This window comes from Peptostreptococcus anaerobius 653-L, assembly GCF_000178095.1.
Taxonomy (GTDB): Bacteria; Bacillota; Clostridia; order Peptostreptococcales; family Peptostreptococcaceae; genus Peptostreptococcus; species Peptostreptococcus anaerobius.
Window position 1 is genome coordinate 20163 of record NZ_ADJN01000057.1, and the last position, 24555, is coordinate 44717.

General features: G+C 35.9%; 23 protein-coding genes. 3 read left to right on the plus strand and 20 right to left on the minus strand.

Annotated features, from left to right (window positions below; genetic code table 11):
* Positions 1–39: 39 nt before the first annotated feature.
* The 10 genes from HMPREF0631_RS06645 to HMPREF0631_RS06690 form a co-directional block, all read right to left on the minus strand.
* Positions 40–2241, minus strand: coding sequence for a type IA DNA topoisomerase (locus HMPREF0631_RS06645; RefSeq protein WP_002844059.1), 2202 nt, complete (start codon positions 2239–2241; stop codon positions 40–42).
* 204 nt (positions 2242–2445) lie between these two features.
* On the minus strand, positions 2446–3885 hold the full coding sequence (purF, locus tag HMPREF0631_RS06650; protein ID WP_002844115.1) for an amidophosphoribosyltransferase: 1440 nt from the start codon (positions 3883–3885) through the stop codon (positions 2446–2448).
* Positions 3886–3895: 10 nt separating this feature from the next.
* Positions 3896–4600, minus strand: a complete 705-nt coding sequence (gene purC / locus HMPREF0631_RS06655; protein WP_002844074.1) for a phosphoribosylaminoimidazolesuccinocarboxamide synthase — start codon at positions 4598–4600, stop codon at positions 3896–3898.
* A 345-nt stretch (positions 4601–4945) separates the two neighbouring features.
* On the minus strand, positions 4946–6589 hold the full coding sequence (gene gltX / locus HMPREF0631_RS06660; protein WP_002844111.1) for a glutamate--tRNA ligase: 1644 nt from the start codon (positions 6587–6589) through the stop codon (positions 4946–4948).
* 87 nt (positions 6590–6676) lie between these two features.
* Positions 6677–7564, minus strand: coding sequence for a pyridoxamine 5'-phosphate oxidase family protein (locus tag HMPREF0631_RS06665; RefSeq protein WP_002844101.1), 888 nt, complete (start codon positions 7562–7564; stop codon positions 6677–6679).
* Positions 7564–8370 (minus strand): 2-amino-4-hydroxy-6-hydroxymethyldihydropteridine diphosphokinase, encoded by an 807-nt coding sequence (folK, locus tag HMPREF0631_RS06670; RefSeq protein ID WP_002844072.1) that lies wholly within the window; start codon positions 8368–8370, stop codon positions 7564–7566. The genes HMPREF0631_RS06665 and folK overlap by 1 nt, the downstream gene beginning before the upstream one ends.
* Before the next feature lie 13 nt (positions 8371–8383).
* Positions 8384–9202 carry a dihydropteroate synthase gene (gene folP / locus HMPREF0631_RS06675; RefSeq protein ID WP_002844066.1) on the minus strand — a complete coding sequence of 273 codons (819 nt, stop codon included), beginning with the start codon at positions 9200–9202 and terminating at the stop codon, positions 8384–8386.
* 15 nt (positions 9203–9217) lie between these two features.
* Positions 9218–9793: an HD domain-containing protein gene (locus HMPREF0631_RS06680; RefSeq protein ID WP_002844036.1), complete on the minus strand. Its 576-nt coding sequence runs from the start codon at positions 9791–9793 to the stop codon at positions 9218–9220.
* Positions 9794–10348 carry a GTP cyclohydrolase I FolE gene (gene folE, locus HMPREF0631_RS06685; RefSeq protein WP_002844047.1) on the minus strand — a complete coding sequence of 185 codons (555 nt, stop codon included), beginning with the start codon at positions 10346–10348 and terminating at the stop codon, positions 9794–9796.
* 181 nt (positions 10349–10529) lie between these two features.
* Positions 10530–11288 carry a peptidylprolyl isomerase gene (locus tag HMPREF0631_RS06690; RefSeq protein WP_002844050.1) on the minus strand — a complete coding sequence of 253 codons (759 nt, stop codon included), beginning with the start codon at positions 11286–11288 and terminating at the stop codon, positions 10530–10532.
* A 730-nt stretch (positions 11289–12018) separates the two neighbouring features.
* On the opposite strand from HMPREF0631_RS06690, the gene HMPREF0631_RS06700 reads away from it, so the two are divergent.
* Positions 12019–12489 carry a hypothetical protein gene (locus HMPREF0631_RS06700; protein WP_002844073.1) on the plus strand — a complete coding sequence of 157 codons (471 nt, stop codon included), beginning with the start codon at positions 12019–12021 and terminating at the stop codon, positions 12487–12489.
* A 92-nt stretch (positions 12490–12581) separates the two neighbouring features.
* Here HMPREF0631_RS06700 and HMPREF0631_RS06705 read toward each other — a convergent pair whose 3' ends face one another.
* Together HMPREF0631_RS06705 and HMPREF0631_RS06710 are read right to left on the minus strand one after the other, a co-directional pair.
* Positions 12582–13022 (minus strand): CBS domain-containing protein, encoded by a 441-nt coding sequence (locus tag HMPREF0631_RS06705; protein ID WP_002844041.1) that lies wholly within the window; start codon positions 13020–13022, stop codon positions 12582–12584.
* A 255-nt stretch (positions 13023–13277) separates the two neighbouring features.
* On the minus strand, positions 13278–13478 hold the full coding sequence (locus tag HMPREF0631_RS06710; protein WP_002844033.1) for a cold-shock protein: 201 nt from the start codon (positions 13476–13478) through the stop codon (positions 13278–13280).
* A 285-nt stretch (positions 13479–13763) separates the two neighbouring features.
* Between HMPREF0631_RS06710 and HMPREF0631_RS06715 the strand changes: the two genes are divergently transcribed.
* Positions 13764–14594, plus strand: coding sequence for a pyridoxamine kinase (locus HMPREF0631_RS06715; RefSeq protein WP_002844045.1), 831 nt, complete (start codon positions 13764–13766; stop codon positions 14592–14594).
* A gap of 201 nt (positions 14595–14795) precedes the next feature.
* Here HMPREF0631_RS06715 and HMPREF0631_RS06720 read toward each other — a convergent pair whose 3' ends face one another.
* From HMPREF0631_RS06720 to fsa, 3 genes are all read right to left on the minus strand, one after another.
* Positions 14796–15437 carry a hypothetical protein gene (locus tag HMPREF0631_RS06720; RefSeq protein WP_002844053.1) on the minus strand — a complete coding sequence of 214 codons (642 nt, stop codon included), beginning with the start codon at positions 15435–15437 and terminating at the stop codon, positions 14796–14798.
* Between the two features lie 228 nt (positions 15438–15665).
* Positions 15666–17162 (minus strand): phosphohexomutase domain-containing protein, encoded by a 1497-nt coding sequence (locus HMPREF0631_RS06725; RefSeq protein ID WP_002844098.1) that lies wholly within the window; start codon positions 17160–17162, stop codon positions 15666–15668.
* 34 nt (positions 17163–17196) lie between these two features.
* A complete protein-coding gene (gene fsa / locus HMPREF0631_RS06730; protein ID WP_002844094.1) occupies positions 17197–17847 on the minus strand; it encodes a fructose-6-phosphate aldolase in 651 nt (216 codons plus the stop codon).
* Between the two features lie 343 nt (positions 17848–18190).
* On the opposite strand from fsa, the gene HMPREF0631_RS06735 reads away from it, so the two are divergent.
* Positions 18191–19690 (plus strand): IMP dehydrogenase, encoded by a 1500-nt coding sequence (locus HMPREF0631_RS06735; RefSeq protein ID WP_002844046.1) that lies wholly within the window; start codon positions 18191–18193, stop codon positions 19688–19690.
* A 163-nt stretch (positions 19691–19853) separates the two neighbouring features.
* Here the strand turns inward: HMPREF0631_RS06735 and HMPREF0631_RS06740 are convergent, their stop codons facing one another.
* From HMPREF0631_RS06740 to HMPREF0631_RS06760, 5 genes are all read right to left on the minus strand, one after another.
* Complete coding sequence (locus tag HMPREF0631_RS06740) at positions 19854–20165, minus strand: hypothetical protein (protein WP_002844084.1); 312 nt, start codon at positions 20163–20165, stop codon at positions 19854–19856.
* 19 nt (positions 20166–20184) lie between these two features.
* Entirely contained in the window at positions 20185–21459 is a 1275-nt protein-coding gene (locus tag HMPREF0631_RS06745; protein ID WP_002844075.1) for an alanyl-tRNA editing protein, read from the minus strand.
* Positions 21460–21635: 176 nt separating this feature from the next.
* Positions 21636–22580, minus strand: coding sequence for a peptide-methionine (R)-S-oxide reductase MsrB (gene msrB / locus HMPREF0631_RS06750; RefSeq protein WP_002844031.1), 945 nt, complete (start codon positions 22578–22580; stop codon positions 21636–21638).
* 108 nt (positions 22581–22688) lie between these two features.
* Positions 22689–23363, minus strand: a complete 675-nt coding sequence (locus HMPREF0631_RS06755) for a Crp/Fnr family transcriptional regulator (RefSeq protein ID WP_002844058.1) — start codon at positions 23361–23363, stop codon at positions 22689–22691.
* A 27-nt stretch (positions 23364–23390) separates the two neighbouring features.
* Complete coding sequence (locus HMPREF0631_RS06760) at positions 23391–24554, minus strand: AI-2E family transporter (protein ID WP_002844077.1); 1164 nt, start codon at positions 24552–24554, stop codon at positions 23391–23393.
* Between the last annotated feature and the right edge of the window lies 1 nt (position 24555).

A 24555-nucleotide genomic window follows, 5' to 3' on the forward strand; every position in this document is an offset into this window, starting at 1 on the left:
ATTGCCTCCTATTTAATACTAGTAGATTATAGCACAATTTTACTTGCCGGTCAAAATCCTAAGGTGTAGCTTCTTGTCTGGTCCAATCTCATATTCAATTTCTGAATCAAACTTATTACCATCTGGTCCAACCATTCCTTTTACCTTTGCCTTTTTGGACTTGGATATTGACTTTACCATAGTTTTATTTGGTTTTTTCTTGTATTTAGCCAGCAAGGAATCATTCTTCCATAGGGTAAAGCCACAATTCTTGTAGTTCTTGCAGGCAAATGCCTTGTCTGACTCTATTATATCCCCTCCACATTCAGGACATGAGGATATTATTTCAAGGCCTGTATCTGGGTCTATCTTGGTTTTTGAGGCGGCCTTAGGGGCTTTTGAACCATATTTTTTAAGCTGACTTTCCTTGACATATTTTTTAGTCTTTGGATTATATACGATCTTATCAGTGTTTATAGGTCTAGCCTGACCATGCTTGATTTCGTTTACACTCTCATATATAAAGGCACAGACCATATTTAGGTAGTCCTTCCTTGAGAAGGCCCCCTTTTGTATATCCAGTAGATTTTTTTCTAGTTTACCTGTAAAATCCACATCGAAGAGGTTCTTAACCGGGAATATCTCTACTAAATTAATACCCAAGTCAGTTATATAATAACTCTTACCTTTTTTATTTACATATCCAACCTGCTTGATTTTCTTAAGGACATCTGCCCTAGTCGCTGATGTTCCTATTGAATAACCCGATAAAACGCTAGTATCGTCATCAGGCACATTCTTACCACAGTTTTTCATAGCCTTTAGCAGGGTATCTTCAGTGTATGACTTTGGTGGTGTAGTAGTCTTTTCTTCCGGCACAATATCTACCACATCTACACTATCTCCCTTTTCAACCCTAGGTAGGAGACTCGCCTTGGATTCTTTATTGTATATTTCAAGAAAGCCCTTGACCACTAAGACCTTGCCCTTAGTGTAGAACTTGTACTTGTCCACACCTGTAATGATTTCAGTATTCTCATATTCAGCTGGTGGCATAAAGTTTGCCAAGAACCTATCCCTAATAGCCTCATAGACTATCTTTTCATCACCAGTCAGGTTCTGAGGAGGTAGTATATAGGTAGGTATTATAGCAGAGTGACTCTCAACCTTTGATGAGTCGAATACCCTCTTGGACTTTGAAAATTTTATATTATCCTCACATGGATGACCCTTTTTCACTATCTCTAGGGTCTTTTTTGCCTTGTCTACAAGGGATTCCTCCAAATATATAGAGTCGGTCCTAGGGTATGTTATGTATCCTCCCTTTCCCTTACCTTCATAGAGGCTCTGACATACTGATAGTACCTTGTCAGATGTGAAACTTGCATATCTCGAAGTTATATATCCTTGTAATGATGTAAGCGAAAATAGCTTGGGAGCATATTCCTTGGTCATAGTCACCTTTTTATCTAGTATTTCTGCCCTTGACCTATCAATAGAGTCAATAATGGCCCTGGCATCTTCTAGCTTGTCGAACTTGGTTTCCTTGCCTTTTTTGTACTTACCTGTATAGATACCATTTGTATGTTCAAACTTGCCCCCTATCTCATAGTAGATTTCAGGCTTGAAATTTTTTATCTCCATGTCCCTGTCGTATACTAGTTTGACAGTTGGAAGTATTACCCTGCCTATGTTGAGCAACTTGCCATTACCGTATTTTAAGGTTGCAGCACAAGTAAAGTTGATCCCTATTAACCAGTCTGTTATAAGTCTTGTATAGCCGGCTGCCTGTAGGTTTCTCATTTCGCTATCATCCTTTAGGGCAGACATCCCCCTTGTTATATCTTCAGGAGTCCATTCATTAACCAATATCCTCTTTACAGGCTTCTTATTTTTAGACATCATAAGTATTAGGAAGGAAATAAGCTCACCTTCCCTATCGTTATCTGTAGCATTTATTATATATTCAATATCGTCTCTTTTTAATAAATCTTTTATAATTTTAAATTGCTTATTCTTGCTCTTATCTACCTTAAATCTAAACTTGTCTTCAGGTATAAAGGGATAGTTCTGCATCTTCCACGATCCAGAGTACCTTTCCTTGTCGTAGTCCTTCATATCGAATAGAGAGATCAAATGACCAACTGCATAGGTTACTATATAATTGTTTCCTTCAAAATAACCTTCCTTCCTAGCATTAGCCTTTAAAAAAGAGGCTATTGTTTTGGCAACAGAAGGTTTCTCCGCTAAAATTAAAATCATTTTTCTATCCCTTTCTATACTTTTTGCAATTAACTATTATCTTATCTATTATATCAGATTAGCATAAATTCTACCATAATCCAAAAAAAGAATGTGCCCAAAAGGACACACTCTTAAAAAAATATATAATTATAAAATTATTGTTAGCAAATTTAATATAAACTTGAACACTAGCACTAAATACTCAGATTTAGATATCTAGTATTAAAGTACCTTGGCTGATGAACAAGGCTTCCTGTCCTGCTCATCTGTTGGTATACCACCCTTGTATCTACCTGTGAAACATGAATCACAGTAGTCAAGTCCTGGACATAGGCATCCTAGACTGTCAACTGATAGGTATCCCAATGAGTCAGCATCTATGCTTTCTCTGATTTCTTCAAGTGAATTGTTGTAGGCAACAAGGTTTTCACTACTTGGTACATCTGTTCCATAGAAACATGGGAACTTGAAAGGTGGTGAAGAAACTCTTACGTGGACTTCTGTAGCCCCAGCCCTCTTTAACATTCTCACTATGTTTCTTATAGTAGTACCTCTAACTATAGAGTCATCTACCATTATTATCCTCTTGCCCTCTACTACTTCCCTGATTACATTCAGTTTAACCTGAACGCTGGCAGTTCTCTCATTCTGCTTTGGCTTGATAAACGTACGCCCAACATAAGAGTTCTTGTAGAATGCCATACCATATGGTATACCTGATTCCTGTGAATAACCTATAGCTGCAGCTAGTCCAGATTCTGGAACACCTACAACAAGGTCTGCCTCAACAGGATGTTCTTGGGCCAATAAGCTACCAGCCTTTGTCCTTGATGTATAGACACTCTGTCCATCTATACGACTGTCAGTTCTTGCAAAGTATATATATTCAAATATACATCTTGCAGCCTTTGTCTCTCTTGATATCCTATGTGTAGTCAAAGATCCATCCTTGTCTATAACTACCATTTCTCCTGGCTCAACATCTCTTATAAACTCCGCACCTATAGTATCTAGGGCTGCAGATTCTGATGATAGGAAGTATATATCCTCCTTCTTACCTATACAAAGTGGTCTAAAACCGTGGGGATCTCTAACACCTATAAGCTTTGATGGACTAGATATAACAAGTGAAAATGCACCTGTTAACCTCTCAGTAGCTGCCTTAACTGCATCTTCTACTGTAAGTGTATTTAGTCTTTCTCTAGCTATCATATATGTTATTAACTCAGAGTCTGTATTAGCCTGGAATATGGCACCAGTCTCAGCTAATTCATCTCTCAATTCCATAGCGTTTGTCAAGTTACCGTTGTGGGCCATTGATAGTATACCCTTAGTATAGTGGATAACAAAAGGTTGGGCATTTTCCCTACCTGTTCCACCAGCTGTAGAATATCTAACGTGACCAACACCAAGGTTTCCCTTAAGTGATAATAGGCTCTTCTTGTCAAATACTTCATTGACCAAGCCTGTATCCTTGTGATACATAACGTTGTTGTCCTCACCCGTAGTATCAGTTACAGATATACCTGCAGACTGCTGGCCCCTGTGCTGTAGGGCAAACAAACCGTAATACACATATGAAGCAACATCATCTCCCGCTAGGTCATAGGCTCCAAATACACCGCACTCTTCGCCTAATCCTGTCATTATTTCCTCTACCATATTTTATCTCCTAGAATCCAAGACGTCTTCTTACTTCGGCATAGGCCCCCTCAACGTTACCCATGTCTCTTCTGAATCTATCCTTGTCTAATTTTTCATTTGTTTCTTTATCCCATAGACGACATGTATCTGGTGATATTTCGTCTGCTAGTATTATCTGTCCATGGAAACGTCCGAATTCAAGCTTAAAGTCTATTAGCTTGATGTTACATTCAAGGAATAAGTCCTTTAACAATTCATTTACCTTTAAAGCCATTGACTTTATCTGGTCTATTTCTTCCTGAGTAGCAAGCTTAAGTGCTAGTGCGAATGAATCGTTGATCAGTGGATCGCCTAAATCATCGTTCTTGTATGAAAATTCTACTGTAGGCTGATCAAAAGGTGTACCTTCTTCTACTCCAAGTCTCTTAGAGAATGATCCCGCAGCAACGTTTCTTACTATTACTTCAAGTGGCACTATCTCAACATGCTTAACAACTGTATCTCTATTGTCTATAGTCTCAACAAAGTGAGTATTTACTCCGTTCTTTTCTAGGTATTCGAACAACTTATTTGACATAAGGTTGTTTATTACACCCTTTCCTTCAATTGTTCCCTTCTTTAAACCGTTAAAAGCAGTAGCATCATCCTTATAAGACACTATCACATAGTCAGGGTTCTCTGTCTTAAATACTTTTTTAGCTTTTCCTTCGTATACCTGTTCTAACTTTTCCATAACATTCTCCTTATAAAAATAAACTCATATTCAAACGTACCTAACGTACGCCATTAATCCGTATATTAAACAAACTAAAGATAAAAATGTATGTTTTTATCCTACAAGTATATTTTAGTAGTTATCTTGCTTTTTTGCAAGGGTAAATACGTATTTTTTTATTTTTTTTATAAAAATATGTATTTTTAGGCTTTTTTACGAACATTAATCCCGGACATCCTAGTATTATGTTCGTTTTTATATAAAAAGCGTTGGAAAAATCACCATAGCCCCTTAATAGGATTGGCGATTTGCTCCAACGCAATATAAATCTAATATATGCTTTATATTAGTATAAGCTTCTATTTATAATCTATCCAAGTACTTTTCTATTCTATTTAGCACCCTGTCTTTTCCCATAATCTGCTGGATACTCCAAAGATCTGGTGACTGCTGACGACCTACAACCGCAACTCTTATAGCTGTAGACACATCTGTGATGTTACCCTTGTAGGCTTCTGGATTCTTCTTGAACTCCTTGTTGTTTGAAGTGAATCCATGGGCATCTGTTATAGTCTTTACCTTTTCAAACCATTCTTCATTGGTATCTTCCTGACTATATCCATCTACATATTCCTTTAGGATAAGCTTGGCATCTTCCTTTGATACTCTCTCTGGTAACTCATCTACAAAATCAAAGTCCTCTTCAAAATAGTAGCCTATAAATTTCATGATCTGTGTACAGTTTACTAGGTCCTTTCTAGGCTTCTTACCACCCCTACCTATGGCAAGTAATTTGATAAGTTCATCGTAGTACTTAGTAAGTAGGTCGTGGGCCTTTTGGTCAAACTTATTAGACCAATCAAGCATAAACTTTAATATCTCTTCTTCTGACAACCTAACTAAAACATCTTTTGATATATCGTTTAATTTATTAAGGTCGAACAAGGCACCTGAAGATGACATATTCTTAGCCTTGAATGGGAATTCAGCATAGGACTTGTCAGGATTCTTCATTCTCCACTCTTCATAGTTAGAGTTCATAAGAGTCATCAGGTATTCTGTGACAGCCTGTGGGAAGTAACCATCTCTCATGTAGTATTCAAGAGATAGCTCTGGATCCTTTCTCTTAGATAGCTTTCTCTTTTTACCATCCTCTGTCTTCATCAAATGAGCAGTATGGTTGTAGTTAGGTCTTCTCCATCCCATCTGGAAGAATAATTCTAGGTGGATTGGTAGTGTTGATAGCCACTCTTCACCCCTGACAACATCAGTTACCCTCATAAAGTGGTCATCCACTACATGGGCAAAGTGGTAAGTTGGTATACCATTGTTCTTTAGGACTACAACATCTAGGTTGTTCTGTCTAACATTTATTTCTCCACGGATACCATCCTTAAACTTCATGGCAACTTCTGGGTCTCCAGTAGATTTTAGTCTTAGGGTCCAAGGCATACCAGCATCTAGCTTGGCCTTGATTTCATCCAAAGTCAAATCCCTATCCTTGGCCCATTCACCATAGTAGCCTGGGTTAACTCCTGCCTTTTCTTGTTCTTCCCTGATTTGAGCCATCTCCTCTTCAGTTACGAAAGATGGGTAGGCACACCCCTTTTCAGTTAAAAACTTTGCAGCAGTCTGGTAGATTTCTTTTCTCATTGACTGAGTGTAAGGTCCATATTCGCCCTTGTAACCATCTATAGTCACACCCTCGTCAAACTCTATACCGAAAAACTTAAGAGAGTTTATGATTAGTTCCTCTGCTCCCTCAACCTTTCTCTTATCATCTGTATCTTCTATTCTTAAAAACATCGGTCCCCCAGATAGGTGGGCAATTCTCTCATCGACAAGAGCCCCGTACAAGTTACCTAAATGTATAAATCCTGTTGGACTTGGACCTAGTCTAGTTACCTTAGCACCCTTCTCTAGATTTCTCTCTGGGTACATTTGCTCATAGTAGTCTAATGTTTTATCTACATTAGGAAACAATAGGTCTGCTAATTCTTTACTCATTATTTTGCCTCCGTTACTTAGTATATTAATATTCAACCATTCAATTATACCATATGTGACCCCTATACTCTATATTTATTCTTAGTTTTATTTAAGGTCTTTGCTATTTAGAAACTGGTATGGACTATAGCCATCAACCCTTAGGCTAAAATCTGTATATATATAGTCTAAAGGACTTAGTTTTAAGACATATAGGTCTATATCAAGCCTAGATAGCTTGTTCTCATCAAGTCCCCTAAGGGCCATTGCCATCTTATACTCTTGGGATTTAAGGTCAAGTAGCTCAGATTTTGTATATACGACAAGCCCTTTTACCTTTGCCATAGATGTAAATTCATCATGGATACTTATAGAAGCCCTCTCATTTATCAGGAGGTTGGAGAATTTTATCCCACCCTCAGTTATAATATAAAATGAACCTTCGTGGTATATATATTCGAGTATTGTAGACCTAGGTACATCAGCTGAGCATGAAGCTAGATTTAGGGTCTTGTGGTCTAAAATAAATCCATCTATTCTCTCTTTTAGCTTGGACTTGTCAATTAACTTTTCAGAGCTATTGAATATGTCAAACTCCTCCCTGATCTCAAGGGCAGATGATATGGAATCATTTTCTACATCCTTATTTATGAATACAAAGTTGTTGGCTGACATGACATTATTTTTGAGGACCCTTACACACTCGTTTAATTGGTATATCTGGCTGGCATCAAATAGGACTCCCAACTTTATTTTTTTATCCAAAAAGTTGACCTTCACATAATTTGTCATCTCCAAAAATGTCTTATCGCCATCTAAATACTTAATCTTTTGTCCTAGAACTTGGTCTAGGTCAACAAGCATAAGAAGGTTGTCATACCTATCGTAATCTATATGGTCCATGTAGGTTTTGATCTTTGAATGGGAAATTATGGATCCCAGGACCTGGCTAGACCTTTCCTTTGTATTATTGGTCAATATAAGTGTTTTTCTCATTACTCCACCTCTTTCAACAATTCTCTTATAGATTTATTCTTTATAGGGTGTATCAAGTGGGGCTCTATCTCTTCAAGAGGCCTTAAGACAAAGTCTCTTATATGCATTTCAGGGTGGGGGATTATTAAATCATCTGTAAAAACAGTATTATTGCCGTACATTAGTATATCTACATCGAGTACCCTCTCTCCCCACCTCCTAGTAGCTACCCTACCTGCAAGCTTCTCTGTACGCTTACAAAAGTCTAGTAACTCCTTGGGAGTATAGATTGTCTCAACCTTTATAGCCCCATTTAAAAAGTCCGGTTGATCAAGCACTCCATATGGTTTTGTCTCTATATAGGATGACTTGGCAAGTAGCTTGATACTCGGATCGCTATCTATGGCCTTGCCAACATAGTCCAAATTGTCCTTCCTATCCCCCAGGTTGCTGCCTATTGCAAGGTAGACCCTCTCTCTTTTTCTCCTGACTGTCATAGTCACATCGTCAAACTTTGTAGCTATTGGGGCGTGTGGCTTGTGAACTGCTAATTTGATATCGTCCATCAGTTCATATTTTTGAAGAAGGTAGCTAGCAAGCTTATTGGCTAGGCTCTCTAGAAGATCATACCTATTTTGGCTGGCAAATTCTTTTATATCTAGGGCTACTTGACCGTAGTTTACTGTCTTATTTATATCGTCATTGCATACTGACGAATCTAAAGAAAACTCGCAGTCTATCCTAAAAGTCTGCCCTAGTTCTTTTTCACTATCAAGTACACCGTGGTAGGCATAGAATTCTATGCCATATATCTTTATAGTGTCCATTTTATCCTCCTGCTTACTTAGACCACTTCTGCTCAGACATTATGGCCTTTGTCATTTTAATTATATCTGCATTTTCTTCTATGTCATGCACCCTGACAAAAGATGCTCCTTTTTGGATACCTATAACTGTAGTAGCTAGTGTTGCTATAGTTCTTTCTGTCACAGGCTTATCGATTGTAAGACCTATTACTGATTTTTTTGAGGTAGCCATCAAAAGTGGATAGCCCAACTTGCACAGGTCCTCAGTCCTATTGATCACCATTAGGTTTTCCTCGTATGTTTTTTGGAATCCCACACCACCGTCAAGCATAATCCTGTCTTTTTCAATGCCTGCATCAAGGGCAAGCTTGACTGATCCCTTAAGGTCATCAAGAAGGTCACTCCAAAAATCCACATAATCGTGTTCTCTTCTATTGTGCATCAAACAGCAGGCTAGGTCCAGGTCTTTTACGGTCTTAGCCATATTAGGATCGTATTTAAATCCCCATATATCATTTACAAGGTCTATTGTATGCCCTGCTCCTCTTACAACACCTGACTTGTATGTATCAAGAGACAGGCAAGTGTTAAACCTTGACCTGATAGCCTCAAGAACAGGGACTACCCTATCTATTTCCTCTTGGTCAGATATCTTTGTGTAGCCAGGCCTAGTAGATTCTCCACCAACATCTATTATATCTGCACCAGCCTTTATCATTTCCTCAACGTGGAATAGGGCCTTGTCCATATTGTTAAACTTGCCCCCATCTGAAAATGAATCCGGTGTAACATTCAAGATACCCATTATATATACATTATTTTTTGTATCAAAATTCTTATTTCCTATCCTCATAAAATCCCCCTCTATTTATATCAACAATCTTTTATTTTTCTTGTCATCAGACCACTTACAAGTGTCTCTAGTCCCACAGTAATAACAGAGTCTCGACTTCTTATCAACATACCTGAGTAGGTCTGCTAGCCTTTGTCTTTTATTATCTTGGTTCTCGTTTTTTTGATTCTCATTTTTTGGGCTATTATTCTCTGTTCCACAAGTGGCTACTTCTTCCTTGCAAGACCTATGCCTGCCAATGGCATATAGACTAATGTCTATCTCTTTGCTTGAAAAACCAGCATCTTGCATGAGTTTGTCAGCTATTTTGCAACTAGCTACATGGTGGTCAATACCTTTTTCATACTCGTCAACCCTTCCTATATCATGAAGAAGACCGACAGCATATATTAATTCCTTATCAAGACCTAGGCCATCCTCGAGGTTTATAATATACATCATCCTAGCTACGGATAGCAAATGATCTATATCGTGACCACAATAAATCCTATCTTGCTCAAGTTTTTCTATCTTAGATATATAATATTTAAATTCTCGACTTGCCATAAGACTTTCTATCCTAGGCATTAGGTACTTATTTTCATTTATCATTTATTTGATCAGCTCCCTAATAGACATGAGTAAATTGTGGTCTTCCTTAAATCTACCCCTAGTAGCTTGGGTCACTGTTATAGTACCCGGCTTTTTTATACCTCTCATAGTCATACACATATGCTCAGCCTCTACTATCACGACAACACCTAGAGGACTTAGCTCTTTTACAAGGGCATCGGCAATTTGAACTGTCATCTGTTCCTGTAGCTGGAGTCTTCTAGCATAGACTTCCACAAGCCTAGCCAATTTACTGAGTCCAGTAACCTTGCCATTTGGTATATAGGCTATATGGACCTTGCCAAAAAACGGTAGCATATGGTGTTCACACATGGAATAAAAGTGGATGTCCTTTTCCAATACCCAATCGGCATCATCAGCCTTGAATACCCTTGATAGATATTCACTAGGATCATCATCATAGCCTGCCAAAACTTCCTTATACATCTTTGCTACCCTCTTAGGAGTATCAACCAAACCTTCCCTATCTGGGTCTTCACCAATAGCAATCAAAAGGTCTCTTACGGCTTTTTGAGCCTTATCTATATCTATCATCTTATCCTCCCAATTAAAATACTTTTAATATTAAATACATAGTTTAGACTAGCTAGGTCTAAACAAACCATACCAATATTATATCAGATATACAAAAAAAAGACACCCTATAGGATATACCCAAGAGTGTCTAATATTCCATTTTTACAAATACTAATAATATGATATAGTAATTTTAAAATTACTTATTGATTACTAGTATATCCTTATATCTATCAGTTAGTTCAGTCAACTTACCAACAAATGCTTCATTCTGCTTCTTGTAAGCAACTGCATTTGCAACTTCATCCTTAACATCTTCAAATTCAAGCTGCCCCTCTTCCTTGTGAGACTCAACCTTTATGATGTGGTATCCAAACTGAGACTTAACTGGTTCAGATACTTTTCCAACTTCTAGAGCAAAAGCTGCTTCTTCAAATTCAGGTACCATCTGACCCTTGCCAAATTCGCCAAGGTCTCCACCCTTCATATTTGATGGACACTTAGAGTACTCAACAGCTGCATCTTCAAAAGACATTTCCTTCTTGTCTATTTTAGTCTTTATTTCCTTAGCCTGGTCTTCTTCATCAACTAGTATGTGCTTTGCAGAAACCATCTCAGGGCTTACAAACTGAGCCTTGTTTTCTTCATAGTAGTTTAACTTTTCTTCGTCACTTACTTCAACGCTAGCTATAATTTTGTTTATAGCATACTGCTTGATCATGTTAATCTTTATTAACTCCATTTCTTTAACGAAGTTTTCATCCTGGTCTAGCTTATTTTCGATAGCATCAAGATAGAACAGTTCCTGGTTTATTAAGTCAGCAAGTATTCTCTTTCTTCCTTCTTCATTGTCAAACTGCTGTCTCTGATATGGGTCTATACTACTAATAGCTGCTTCAACATCAGCTGCAGTTATTTCTTTATCACCAATTTTAGCTAAATAATTTAATTCTGTCATTTTATTCCTCCAATAATTAATTTCTACCTCGATTTTTATGATAACATTTTTTCTTATAAAAGTCTACTAATTTAGTGGGTATTCTAAAAGTTTAGCTGACAAGTAAAACTAGGCTAAGACCAAAATTGCGCCAACAAATAAAATTATGACCGAACAAGAGGTCTAATAAAAATAAGTCAATACTAATATTAGTATTGAGGATAGAATACCTACAACACCTGTATCATTTTTATCCTTTTTTATCAACTTGTTAGACACTAGCAACAATAGGACACAAAGTATAATTTTGACATACAGAGCCTCAATATTCCTAGGAGCCACCATAAAACTGTACAAGGACTCAAGATATGTAAGTATCAGTACCATCCTATACAAATAGTAAATTCCTGTTGTGGACTTTTTAATTATATATACCATTGTGCAAACAATTAAAAATAATCCTGAAACCACCAAATATATGTTAAACAATATCTCGTTGTAGTTTGCAATTGTTATTACACTCCACTTGTACCAATATAGAGGCCAGAATAACATACACGTAAACCTAAAAAAAACTTCCAAAAATCCTAGATTTTTAACCGATTTAAACATCTCGCCTCCCAAATTCACCCTTATAGTCTTCTTATATTTAAATTATACCATAGTTTACTAATATTATCTTTCAATTTAGGTCCGAATATGTTAAAATAGAGAAGGTATTTATAAGAATAAGAAGATAGGAGGCATTAGTATGGGCTTAAGAGATAGATTTGCAGATCAGTTCGCTAGACAGAAGACTATGACTGGTCCAGAGAAAAAGGCAAATGATATAATCGGTAAATTGATAATGAAAAAAGCTCTATGGTTTATAGTTGCCATGGTAGTGGTTGGAATCTTAGTAGCTACAGTATTGAAGTTCCCTTGGTGGGCCACACTTCTAGTAGATGTTGTGATACTAGTAGCAGCATATTTCTTTATGAAAAAAGAAAGTGAAAAATATCAGGAATTCACTCCTTATGTGGGCAACCTGATCAGCCTTGAAAACAAGGGTAAGGACGGTTACACTGCCCTAATCAAACAGGGTAAGAAGCCTATTAAGTTGGACATAAAATACGGTGGCGAAGACCTTGTAAAGGTTAAAAAGAACGCTATTGTACAGATAACATACAATCCAACAGGAAAAATAGCTATATTAGTAACTAAAAACGATATAAAAAGATAAACAAAAAGAGCTCAAATTGAGGTGTCTAAGATTAATCTGACCCCAAAATTCGAGCTCTTTTCTATTAACTAATATCGTAACTAGTCTAATTATCAATTTTTGTTGAACATATCATCTAGAGACTGGTCTTTCCCCTTCAATAAATCATATGTATAAGAGATTACCTCTCTTCTCTTGACTATACCTATAAAGATACCTGCATCATCTATAACAGGAACAAAATTCTGGTTGATAAGAACCCCTAGTAAATCTTCTACATTGGCGTCTATCTTGGCAGTGTCATTATTGCTCCTCCTAGGTACTTCCATTATATTGATTTCTTTAAGCGATTCAAGATCATATTTCTTCATGCTATCTATATACCACAATAAATCACCTTCTTTTACTGTACCTACATAGTTACCCGCTTCATTTAGTATAGGCACAGATGCATACCTATATTTTTTAAGTGTTTCTAAAACAGTATAAACAGAATCTGTATCCATCAAACTGACTACATCCGTTTTTGGCGTTAAGAAAAATAATATATTCATAGCCTTCTCCTCGATTAATAATTTATATCTGTAAAAAAGATATATATATTTATAAGATACCCAATGCCGATTACTTTAGCAAAGGATCTCCATAGTTATTATAACACAAGTAAAAGGAATTCACCTATAAATACCTTGAAAATGTTTGCTTAAATGTCAATATGCAAAAGAGACCAGTAAACTGGTCTCTGTACTAACTGATTCAAATTTCAAAATTTCTCATACTACAGAATAAACTGTAGCTTAATTTATAATTTAAACTCTTGTTACGTTTGCAGCCTGAGGTCCCTTTGAACCGTCTACGATTTCAAATTCAACCTGCTGACCTTCTTCAAGAGACTTGTAACCATCGCCCTGTATTGCTGAAAAATGTACGAATACGTCATTTTCTCCATCTACTGATATAAAACCAAATCCCTTTTCATTGTTAAACCACTTTACTACTCCGACTTTCATTAAATCCTCCTAAAATTGTGAACGTTTGAATTTTTTGCTGTTCACTACTTCTCCAATATAACATAATAAATAAGAATAGTCAATTATATTTTAAAAATAATAAAAATTTAATTTTATTTTTAATAATAATTCTCCACTTTTAGCCGGTAACTTGATTAATTGTGTAATATTGATATATAATAATATACAAGAAGAACTATTATTGTAAATTCTTGATATTGTTCAACAATTTCACCAAAACTTAACAATATATAAGAATTACAAGTATTTACGGAGGATTTACAAATGTCTAAGCAAAAGAAAATAGCCTGTATAAACGATATTTCCGGACTTGGAAAATGTTCTCTAACAGTAGCTATACCAATAATATCAGCACTTAAGTGTCAGTGTTGTCCCCTACCTACATCCGTTCTGTCTAGTCAAACAGGCTATCCTAAATTCAGCTTTGTAGACTTGACTGATTCCATAGAAGAATACATAGATATATGGCAGGAATTAAGGGCCAATTTCGATACTATTTATTCAGGATTTTTGGGTTCATCAAGGCAGATTAAACTAGTAGAAAATTTAATTAAGAATAACCCAGATTCATTTGTAATTGTAGACCCTGTATTGGCGGATAACGGAAAGATGTTTCCAATTTTCACAGATGAAGATGTCGTAGAAATGAGAGAGTTGGTCACAATGGCGGATTTGATAACACCAAATATCACCGAAGCCAACCTATTGTCAGGTCGCAAAATAGACAATTTTGACTACAAGGAAGAAGACCTACTTGAACTGTGCAGAGACCTTTCCAAGACTGGTCCTTCTTATGTCATTATCACAGGCTTTGAAGAAAAAGACTCAATATACAATATATGCTATGATCGTAGACAGGATTCAATATCAAAGATAGGAGTCCCTTTCAATAGAGTTAGTTTCAGTGGTACAGGAGATATATTTACATCCATAGTATCTGCCCTTATAACAAGAGGCTTTGAACTAGAAAAATGTGTCAGTGCTGCTGTCGATTTTATCTACAAATCTGTAAACTATACAGTAGAAAGCGGCGACTTTGACAGGAACGACGGTATATTATTTGAATACTTTTTAGATAACCTAACACAGATATAAGATAAATTTAGTATATAAATTAGAGAAGTATTTTAATACATAAATAAAAAGGTTATGCAAAATTTCTTTTGAAATCAAATGCATAACCTTCTTAAGTGCCTATATTACTTCGCATATTTAAATTAAATTTTATAAACAACCTATATTTGGACCAACTGCTTGCCTCTTTAAATACCTGTCCAAGTAAGCTTGTACTTACTACTAATACTGGTCAATATAACCTGATGGATGGAAGTAGTATACTTCTTTTGTATTCTTGTCTACAAATAAGCCCATATCAGTGTTTGTATTAGGTAGGAACACATAGCCTTCATGTCCTTTTTCCTTTAGCACTGAGTAGTCTTTTTCATCGCCCATATATGAGTAGTCTAGGTTTGTTCCCTGGTTCTTTAGTACATTTAAGGCCTCTTCCCTGTTTAATGACTTGTTAGCCTTAGGAGCTTCTTGACTTGTTAAATCACCTATCTTATTTGTTTTATTTTCTGCTACATTATTAGCAAGAGTCTTTTCAGATTTATTTACTGTTACATTATTAGCAAGAGTCTTTTCAGATTTATTTACTTCAACCTTGTTTATAACTCTATCTTGATTCCTAACCTTGTTTACATCCTGCATCTGATTTGACTTTAGGCTTGTATCTGCCTCAACTATGTCTTCCTTCTTCTTGTCTGAAACAGGTGACTCATTATCTATAACTGTATCATCGCTATCAGCTACCACATCCTGCTTTGCTGGCCTTGCATACATCATATCTTCTTGTTGCCTATTTACTGCATCGCTTAGGGGGCTGACTGCAAATATACCCATCATCACTACCATCGCTAAAACTATTCTCTTCTTCATAAGATCACACCCCTTCTCAAATTTATATAATTAATATTTATGTCTTATTTATGTCTTTCTATATTTATAATATACCACAATATATACATAAAAAACGTTACAGGGGTGTTATCTAGCATTACAGGTCTGTTACTATAGTTACAAGCTGTAATAATATTATTATAAAAACAAAAAAAGTCCCAAAACAGTTGAAATCAACCATCTTGAGACTTTCACTACATATTAATTTTATAAATCTAGATTGTATTCCTTTAAGAAGTTCTCTATTTTAGAATACATTTTGTTACATCCACTGTCAACATCTGACTCTAAGTTAAGAACTAATAGCGGCTCGTGTAGGGATGCCCTTAACAAGAACCAACCATTTTCATCTGGATATGCAGAATCAACTCTTACACCTTCAAAGTTTTTCTCTAGCTCAGACCATGAGTCACTAGATTTTGCAAATTCCTTTAAGTCTTCTATTACTTTAGCAGCATAGGCCTTAAAATCCTCTTCCTTGATCTTAATCCTGTATTCTGAAGATTCCTTTGCTTCTTTTAGGTCGGATATGATATCTGCAACACTCTGACCCTTCTCATGCATCTGGGCAGCCTTCATCAATATCTTGGCTATTAAATAAGCTCCATCATCCAAGAAATAATTCTCCCTAAGTGCTGCATGACCTGATGTCTCTATAGCAAGTGGTGATGATATACCTTCCTTGTTTAGTCTTACTGATTCGTTGATTACATTCTTGTAACCCCTCTTAAACCTATGGTGAACCCCACCTCTTTTTTCTATAAATTCAGCAAGGCCCTTAGAAGTTACAGAATCTGTTACTATTGTAGCCCCAGCCTCTTCTTCTAGTAGGATCGATGCAATCAAGGCTATCAAGGCGTTTTTATTTATAGATTTTCCATCTGGACCTACTATAGCTGCCCTGTCTACATCGGTATCAAATATAATACCAAGGTCAGCACCTACATTTACAGTAGCCTGAGATATAGACTTCATAGCTTCCTTGTTTTCAGGGTTAGGTATATGATTAGGGAACATTCCATCTGGCTCTAGGAACTGACTTCCCTCTGTATCGGCACCAAGTCTAGCAAGGACCTTTTCAGCAAAAAATCCACCTGCACCATTTCCGGCATCTACTATGATCTTCATACCAGCAAATGGCTTATCATGGTTTATCTTAGAGTCCACACCTTTTATTATCTTATCTACAAGGACCCTTGAATAGTCCTCTAATAGGTCTCTAGTTTCGTAACCACCATATTCTAGCCCCTTCATGATATTCTTAGATACAGCTATATCCAAGACATCCTTTAGGTCCTGCTTGTCTAGGCATCCATCCTCAGTAAACATCTTCATTCCATTATATATATATGGCATATGACTTGCTGTAAACATTATAGCACCATCGCACTTGTAATCTTCCATTACAGTAGTCATAAACATAGATGGTGTAGTTGCAAGACCGCAATCTACTAGATATACGCCTATAGACCTCAAGGCATCACCTGCAACCTGTCTAAATTCAGGGCCTGTGACCCTTGAATCCATACCTAATGCAATCCTTATGTCAGACTTCTTGTCCTTGTCTGTAATCCAAGTAGCAAAAGCCTTGGCTATTATTTCTACATCTTCCTTAGTAAGAGTTATATCCAATTCAGAGTTTTCATCCTTATAGGCTACCCCTCTAACATCTGTACCATTTTGTAAACTGAATAACTTGTCCATTTCTTTCTCCTATGGGAATAATCCCTACTATCTACTATATTGTTAATTTTGCCTTCTCAGCATCCTTTATAAAATTTTCTATACCCCTGTCTGTAAGTGGATGGTTGATCATCTGCATTATTACCTTATATGGCACTGTAGCTATGTCTGCTCCTAGCTTTGCAGACTCTAGTACATGGATTGGATTTCTAACACTTGCAACTATTATTTCTGTTTCTATAAAGTTAACTTCAAATATCTGCTTGATGTCAGCTATAAGTCCTAGGCCATCAAATGATATGTCATCTAATCTACCAACAAAAGGACTCACATATGACGCTCCAGCCCTAGCTGCAAGAAGTGCCTGATTAGCTGAGAATATAAGAGTTACATTTGTTCTTATGCCCTTGTCGCTAAGTGCCTTTACTGCCTTTAGACCTTCTGCACACATAGGTATCTTTATAACTATGTTTTCGTGGATCTTAGCAAGCTTTTCGCCTTCTTTTATCATACCTTCATGGTCCATACTTAGTACCTCAGCACTGATAGGCCCATCAACTATAGTAGTTATTTCATTTACTACCTCTGCAAAATCTCTACCTTCTTTGGCTATAAGCGATGGGTTTGTAGTTACACCGCAGATTACACCTAGATCATTTGCTTCCTTTATTTCATCAATATTGGCTGTGTCGATAAAAAAGTTCATATATTCCTCCCGAATTTTATTTGGTTATTTTGATTATACTAACGCTATAAATCCATTTCACTTTCTTAAACAAAGTGTCAATTAAACACCTATAAATAAGTTTAATAAATTATAGCATTTACTTCTATATTATATAGCAAATTTACAAGTTTTGCAATTTAGGTCTTGCAAGTTCTCCCAAGATAAATCACTATTATATAAAATTTCATTAAAATTCAGTTTTCTTTAGATATTTTCCTAGACTTTTTGTTTCAATAGTGTTAAAATCTCTTTATATATAAACATTCAGTTAAGGATTTTATAATAATGTTTGGAAAAAACAATATAAAGGAGATGATTATTAATGGCTTTTTACTTTGATACTCCATCAAGAACTTTCAGTGAGTATTTATTAGTACCAGGTTATTCATCAGCTGAGTGCATACCAGCTAATGTTAGCCTTGTTACACCAGTTGTTAAATTCAAAAAAGGAGAAGAACCAGCTTTAAAGATGAATATACCTCTAGTTTCAGCTGTCATGCAGTCAGTATCTGATGACAATATGGCTGTTGCTCTAGCAAAAGAAGGTGGTATCTCATTCATATACGGATCACAGACTATAGAAAATCAGGCTGCAATGGTAGCAAAAGTAAAGTCTCACAAGGCAGGGTTTGTAATATCTGACTCAAACCTTACTCCAGACCACACACTAGCAGATATACTTGACCTAAAGGAAAAGACTGGCCACTCTACTGTTGCCATAACAGATGATGGTACTGCAAAAGGTAAATTATTGGGAATAGTAGCAAGCCGTGACTACAGAGTCAGCAGAATGTCACGTGATACTAAAGTTCGTGATTTTATGACACCAATAGAAAAAATTGTATACGCAGATAAAAATGTTACTCTTAAAGAAGCCAACAACATAATCTGGGACAACAAGTTAAATTCTCTACCAGTACTAGACGAAGATGGCAAGCTAGTATATATGGTATTTAGAAAAGACTATGATTCACACAAGGAAAACCCACTTGAACTACACGACGCTAAAAAGAGATACGTTGTAGGTGCTGGTATCAACACTAGAGACTACGAAGAGCGTATTCCTGCCCTACTAGAGGCTGGTGTTGACATACTATGCATAGATTCATCTGAAGGCTACTCAGAATGGCAGTCAAGAACTATAGCGTGGGTTAGAGAAAAGTACGGTGACACTGTAAAGATAGGTGCTGGTAACGTAGTTGACAGAGAGGGATTCAGATTCCTTGCTGATGCTGGTGCTGACTTTATAAAGATCGGTATCGGTGGTGGATCAATATGTATCACTAGAGAACAAAAGGGTATCGGACGTGGTCAGGCTACTTCAGTAATTGATGTTGCCAAGGCTAGAGATGAATATTTTGAAGAAACTGGTATATATATTCCAATCTGCTCAGATGGTGGTATCGTATATGACCACCACATCACACTTGCACTAGCTATGGGATCAGACTTTGTAATGCTTGGTAGATACTTCTCAAGATTTGATGAATCTCCAACAAACAAGGTAAATATAAACGGCGTTTACATGAAGGAATACTGGGGTGAAGGTTCTGCTAGGGCTAGAAACTGGCAGAGATATGACCTAGGTGGAGACAAGAAGCTGTCATTTGAAGAAGGTGTAGACTCTTACGTTCCATATGCTGGTTCATTAAAAGACAATGTAAACATGACTCTTGCTAAGGTAAGATCAACTATGTGTAACTGCGGTGCCCTTTCAATTCCTGAACTACAGGACAAGGCCAAGCTAACAGTTGTATCTTCTACTTCAATCGTAGAGGGTGGAGCTCACGACGTTATACTAAAGGACAATAGAAACCTATAATAGAATCCATTAGCATTTTGTTAAAATCAATACGATAAATTAAGGTCGCTCAAATAAGGGCGGCCTTTTCTGTATCCAAGTAAGAACTATAAAATCTGTCCAAATAAAAGCTATAAAATGTCTACAAAAAAACCGCAGGATATATCCCACGGTCACTACTTGCTTAGTCTAAATATGATAGGTAGGCTCCTAATGTACCAATCACCAAGGCCAAAACCAACAATATGCTGGATTTTCTGTAATCCTTCTTGTAAAAGTATATAGACCCTACAGCAATAGCTACCGTCAATAGGCCTATGTAAACAGCTATAATATCACACCTGTTTATCCTCGTTACAGCAAGTAGTCCTAGCAAAATCGCATAGGCTGTAGCTGTATTCTTAATCATATGTCTCTTAAGACCCTTACTTGTTAATATACTATATAGTGCAAGTACCAACAACACCAAAAGTATAATCAATCCTGAAATTGACATTTTTACCTCCAATAAATTCCTATAAAACTCCAATATATAAATCATATACATTATCTAACAATATGTCAATATTTTTTTCAGAATCATATACTCCAGACGCTGAAAACTTAGATCCACCACCCTTTAATGGATACTCATTGGCTAAACTCTTAAATAATTTACCTAAATCTATATAGGTGTGTTCTGATATTGTAGTCTTACTTGCCATAAAGTTTATCATGTATTTGCCTTGCTTTTTATTTGCAAAGATTAGAACAAGAGGTCCACTCTCTACTAGGTGCTTTGCAAGACTATCCAAATACCATGTCTCTTCATTATCAAATTTACTTATAATAACCTTTAATCCCTTGGCATTTGACTTAGCAGAAGATAAGTATATCTCCATATCTTTTTTGATTAGCTCATTTAATAGATAAGCTGATCTACTATAGTAATCATCCTTTTTCTTTTCTATATTTTCCAAACTCTTTATAATATTGTCTTCTCCTGCACTGTACTTATTAAGGACAGAATCGAAAATTCGATCCCTTTTTAACAAGTAATCTACAGCCCTTTTTCCAGCTAAGTATTCAAACCTAGTTCCAGACTTGTGCTTGTAGTACCTTTTTATCTTTACCATGGTGATGTCCCTAGTGTTGTCTAGATGAAGACCACAACAGGCATTAATATCCAGGTCCTCAATTTCAAGAATCCTAATATCACCATCTGTACTTGGAAGAGGCCTTCTAGTTTCTAGACTGTCACCCTCTTTTAAGACATAATTTTTGATATTTATAGCCCTTGAAATCTGGTCATTAGCATAGTCTTCAAGCTTTTTAACCATTTCGTCCGTAAATTCACCATCAATATCTAGCTGAGATACATCTTTACCTATATGAAGACCCTTAGTATTGGCCTTAAACAATTTATAGAAACATCCTGATAAGAGATGCTGACCTGTATGTTGCTGCATACCATCAATCCTGTGGTCCCAATCAAGCTCCATAAGACATTCAATATCACCTGATGATATTTTGTCTGATGATATCTCATATGTAGATAGTACTTGATCCCTAGATACTATATGTTTAATTCTATTATCAACCTCACGAATATCTTCAAGCTTGTATCTATGCTTTACTTCCCCACCACTGACTAGGCTGATAAATCCCCTGTCCATGGGTTGGCCGCCGCCCCCTGGGAAAAATATCGTATCTTCAAACTCTAATTCCAGTAGTTCAGAATTATCATAAGTATTGCAAGCTACAAGTTTTGTTTTAAAATTTTTAAACCATTTATTATCGTAATAACTCATATCTACCTCCATCATCACAAGATATACTATAACCCAAATCTCAAAAAACCTCAATATCAAAACGTTACAAAGGCACCTAATTCAAGGTGCCTAAAATATTTATTAAAATTTTATACTTAAATCTACTTTTTATACTTAAATCTACTTTTTATACTTAAATCTACTTTGTATATTTTCTACTTAACATATTTGATATATTCACCGTATCCTAGTTCTTCCATCTTTTCAAGTGGTATAAACTTTAGGGCTGCTGAATTGATACAATACCTATTGCCTCCCAATGAGTCTGGACCATCTTCAAATACATGACCTAGATGAGAGTTAGCCTTCAAACTCCTAACCTCAGTCCTACTCATACCAAATGAATAGTCAGCCCTCTTATGGATAGACGTATCTTTTATTGGCTTAGAAAATGCTGGCCAACCACAGCCTGAATCAAACTTGTCGCTTGAAGAAAATAATGGCTGTCCATCGACTATATCGACATATATACCCTTGTCAAAATTATCGTAGTATTCATTTTCAAAAGGTACTTCAGTCATATCATTTTGGGTAACTTCAAAAGATATATCAGATAAGATATCCCTTCTTTCCTCCCTAAGATCATTGTTCCTATCCCAGTAGGCCTTTAAAAAATTATGTCTTCCTGAATTCCTATAGTACATTTCATAATGCCTAGACTGAGTCTTATAGTAGTCCTGATGATTATCTTCTGCAGGATAGAACTTTTCAGCCGGAATTATCTTAGTGAAGACCTTCTTATCAGACTCTCTCTCTAATTTATCCTTGTAATAAGTAGCAATCCTCTTTTGATCTTCATCATGGTAGAAAATAGCAGTATGGTACTGACTTCCAATATCGGCAAATTGTCCTGCTGGATTAAAGGGATCTATCTGTCTCCAAAAAACCTCAAGTATTTCTTCGTATGTAATTCTATCATCATATCTAATCTGAACGGCTTCAAAATGACCTGTCTTTCCACTACAAACTTCCTTGTAAGTAGGATTATCTGTCTGGCCGCCGGTATATCCAACCTTTAAATCTAGGACTCCTTCATAACTAGTGAATGGTTTAACCATGCACCAAAAGCATCCACCAGCAAATGTCGCTAATTTTTCCATCGTACAATCCTCCTAATACCACATATACTATTATATAATATGCCCCAATAATATATGCTTAAAACAGAATGTATAAGAAAATATATCATTACATAACAAATTTATATATTATAAAAACTTAAAAGTTGATTTATCAAAATCGATAATTCCTTCTTCTCTTAACCTACTAAGCTCTCTTGAAAGGGCCGACCTATCAACACCTAAAAAATCTGCCATATCCTTTCTCGAATAAGGAATTTCAAAGAAAATATTACATGATTTCATACTCTCCTTTTCTAGAAAATGAAGTATCTTGTCCCTAGTATTCCTCCTAGAAAGTATTTCTATTTTGTTTAGCAGGATTAGGTTCTTATCCGCAAATGTCTTTATAAGACAAGAAATAATTGTAGCCTGTTCACTTGTAAACTTTTCTCCAAGATCAAAATCTGGCCTTAGCAACCTATCTGTATTTATAGTCATCAATAATGACTTTTTCTCAGCAGTGGCTGTGACAGGGCACACCTTATTGGATGTCATGGAAAATACCTCTGCAAATATCTGGCCAGGACTTATCTTATCTATTATATTTCTATTTCCACTTTCGTCACTCTTAGAAAGCACTATCTCACCCTCCAAGAGAAAGCACATATTCTCATAAATATGTCCCTCTTCAAATAAATTTTGTCCCTTGCTAATTGCTATAGTTTTTGCACCTATTAAATCGAGAAATTCTGCTAGGTCACCTAGAGCAAAATTTTCAAACAAAATATTATTTTTTATTAAATCTATATACTTATTAATCATAATACACCCCTATAGAGATTTTTCTTTTTACTTATATTCTTCCTTGGATGTAGGTAGTCCCTTCTTTACTAGCTTGTCATTTATAGTCTCTCCTGCAAGAGTATGTATAACTGCAAAAAGAGGCACACCCAATACCATACCAATTAGTCCAAAGAACTTGCCTGCTAGTAGCAATGAAAATAGTATCCAGAATGATGATATACCTAGAGATCCACCTAGTATCTTCGGACCTATAACATTACCATCAAGCTGTTGGATGATAAATATTATAATTGTTAACCATAAAGCCTTAATAGGACTTACAAATAGGACAAGTATAATAGATGGCACAGCTCCTATAAAAGGACCAAAAAATGGAATTATATTTGTAACACCTATTATAAATGTAATAAGTATAAGGTAAGGCATCTTAACAATATATAAAACTATAAAGGCTATTGCACCTATAATTGTAGAGTCAATTATCTTACCAACTATAAACTTACCAAACATATCATTTGAAAGATCTGTCACATATAGAATATAGTCACCAGCACTAATTGAAAATACAGCTCTTATAAACTTCTTACACATAGCGTAGAAGCCTTCCTTATCAGCCAAGACATATACAGATATAATTATACCTAAAACTAGGTTCCATATACTCTTAAGCACCATTAAAAGTGTGTTTGCGAGATAAGGCATAAGGTTGGTAGCAAATTCCATCAATTGCTTTCCTATTTCCTCTATCTTAGCCGTTACAAATTCCTTTGCAGGTCCTGATATTTCTATACTGCTTATAAGAGAATCTGTATATAGGTATAGTTTATTCACTATTCTCGGAAAGTCAGTTATTATAGATGATAAACTGGCTGCAACCTCTGGCAATATGAACTCTATAAACAAGTATACCAAGATACAAACAGTAAAATAAGTCATCAATAGTGATAGGGTCCTCATTTTTCTATGGCTAATTCCCTTCTTGGCTATATTCAATATTATCTTATCCTCATAAAAAGCCAACATAAAATTGAATAAGTAAGCCAAAGAAAATCCTATAATAAAGGGTCTTATTATAGCTATAAAGGTATTAAATAGCTCACTCAACTTAGTAAACTTAGTAAGTCCAAGATATAGCATGATACCAGATGCAATTACTATCACTGAATACAGTGCAATAGTCGTATATTTTTTGTTCCAATCAAATTTCATT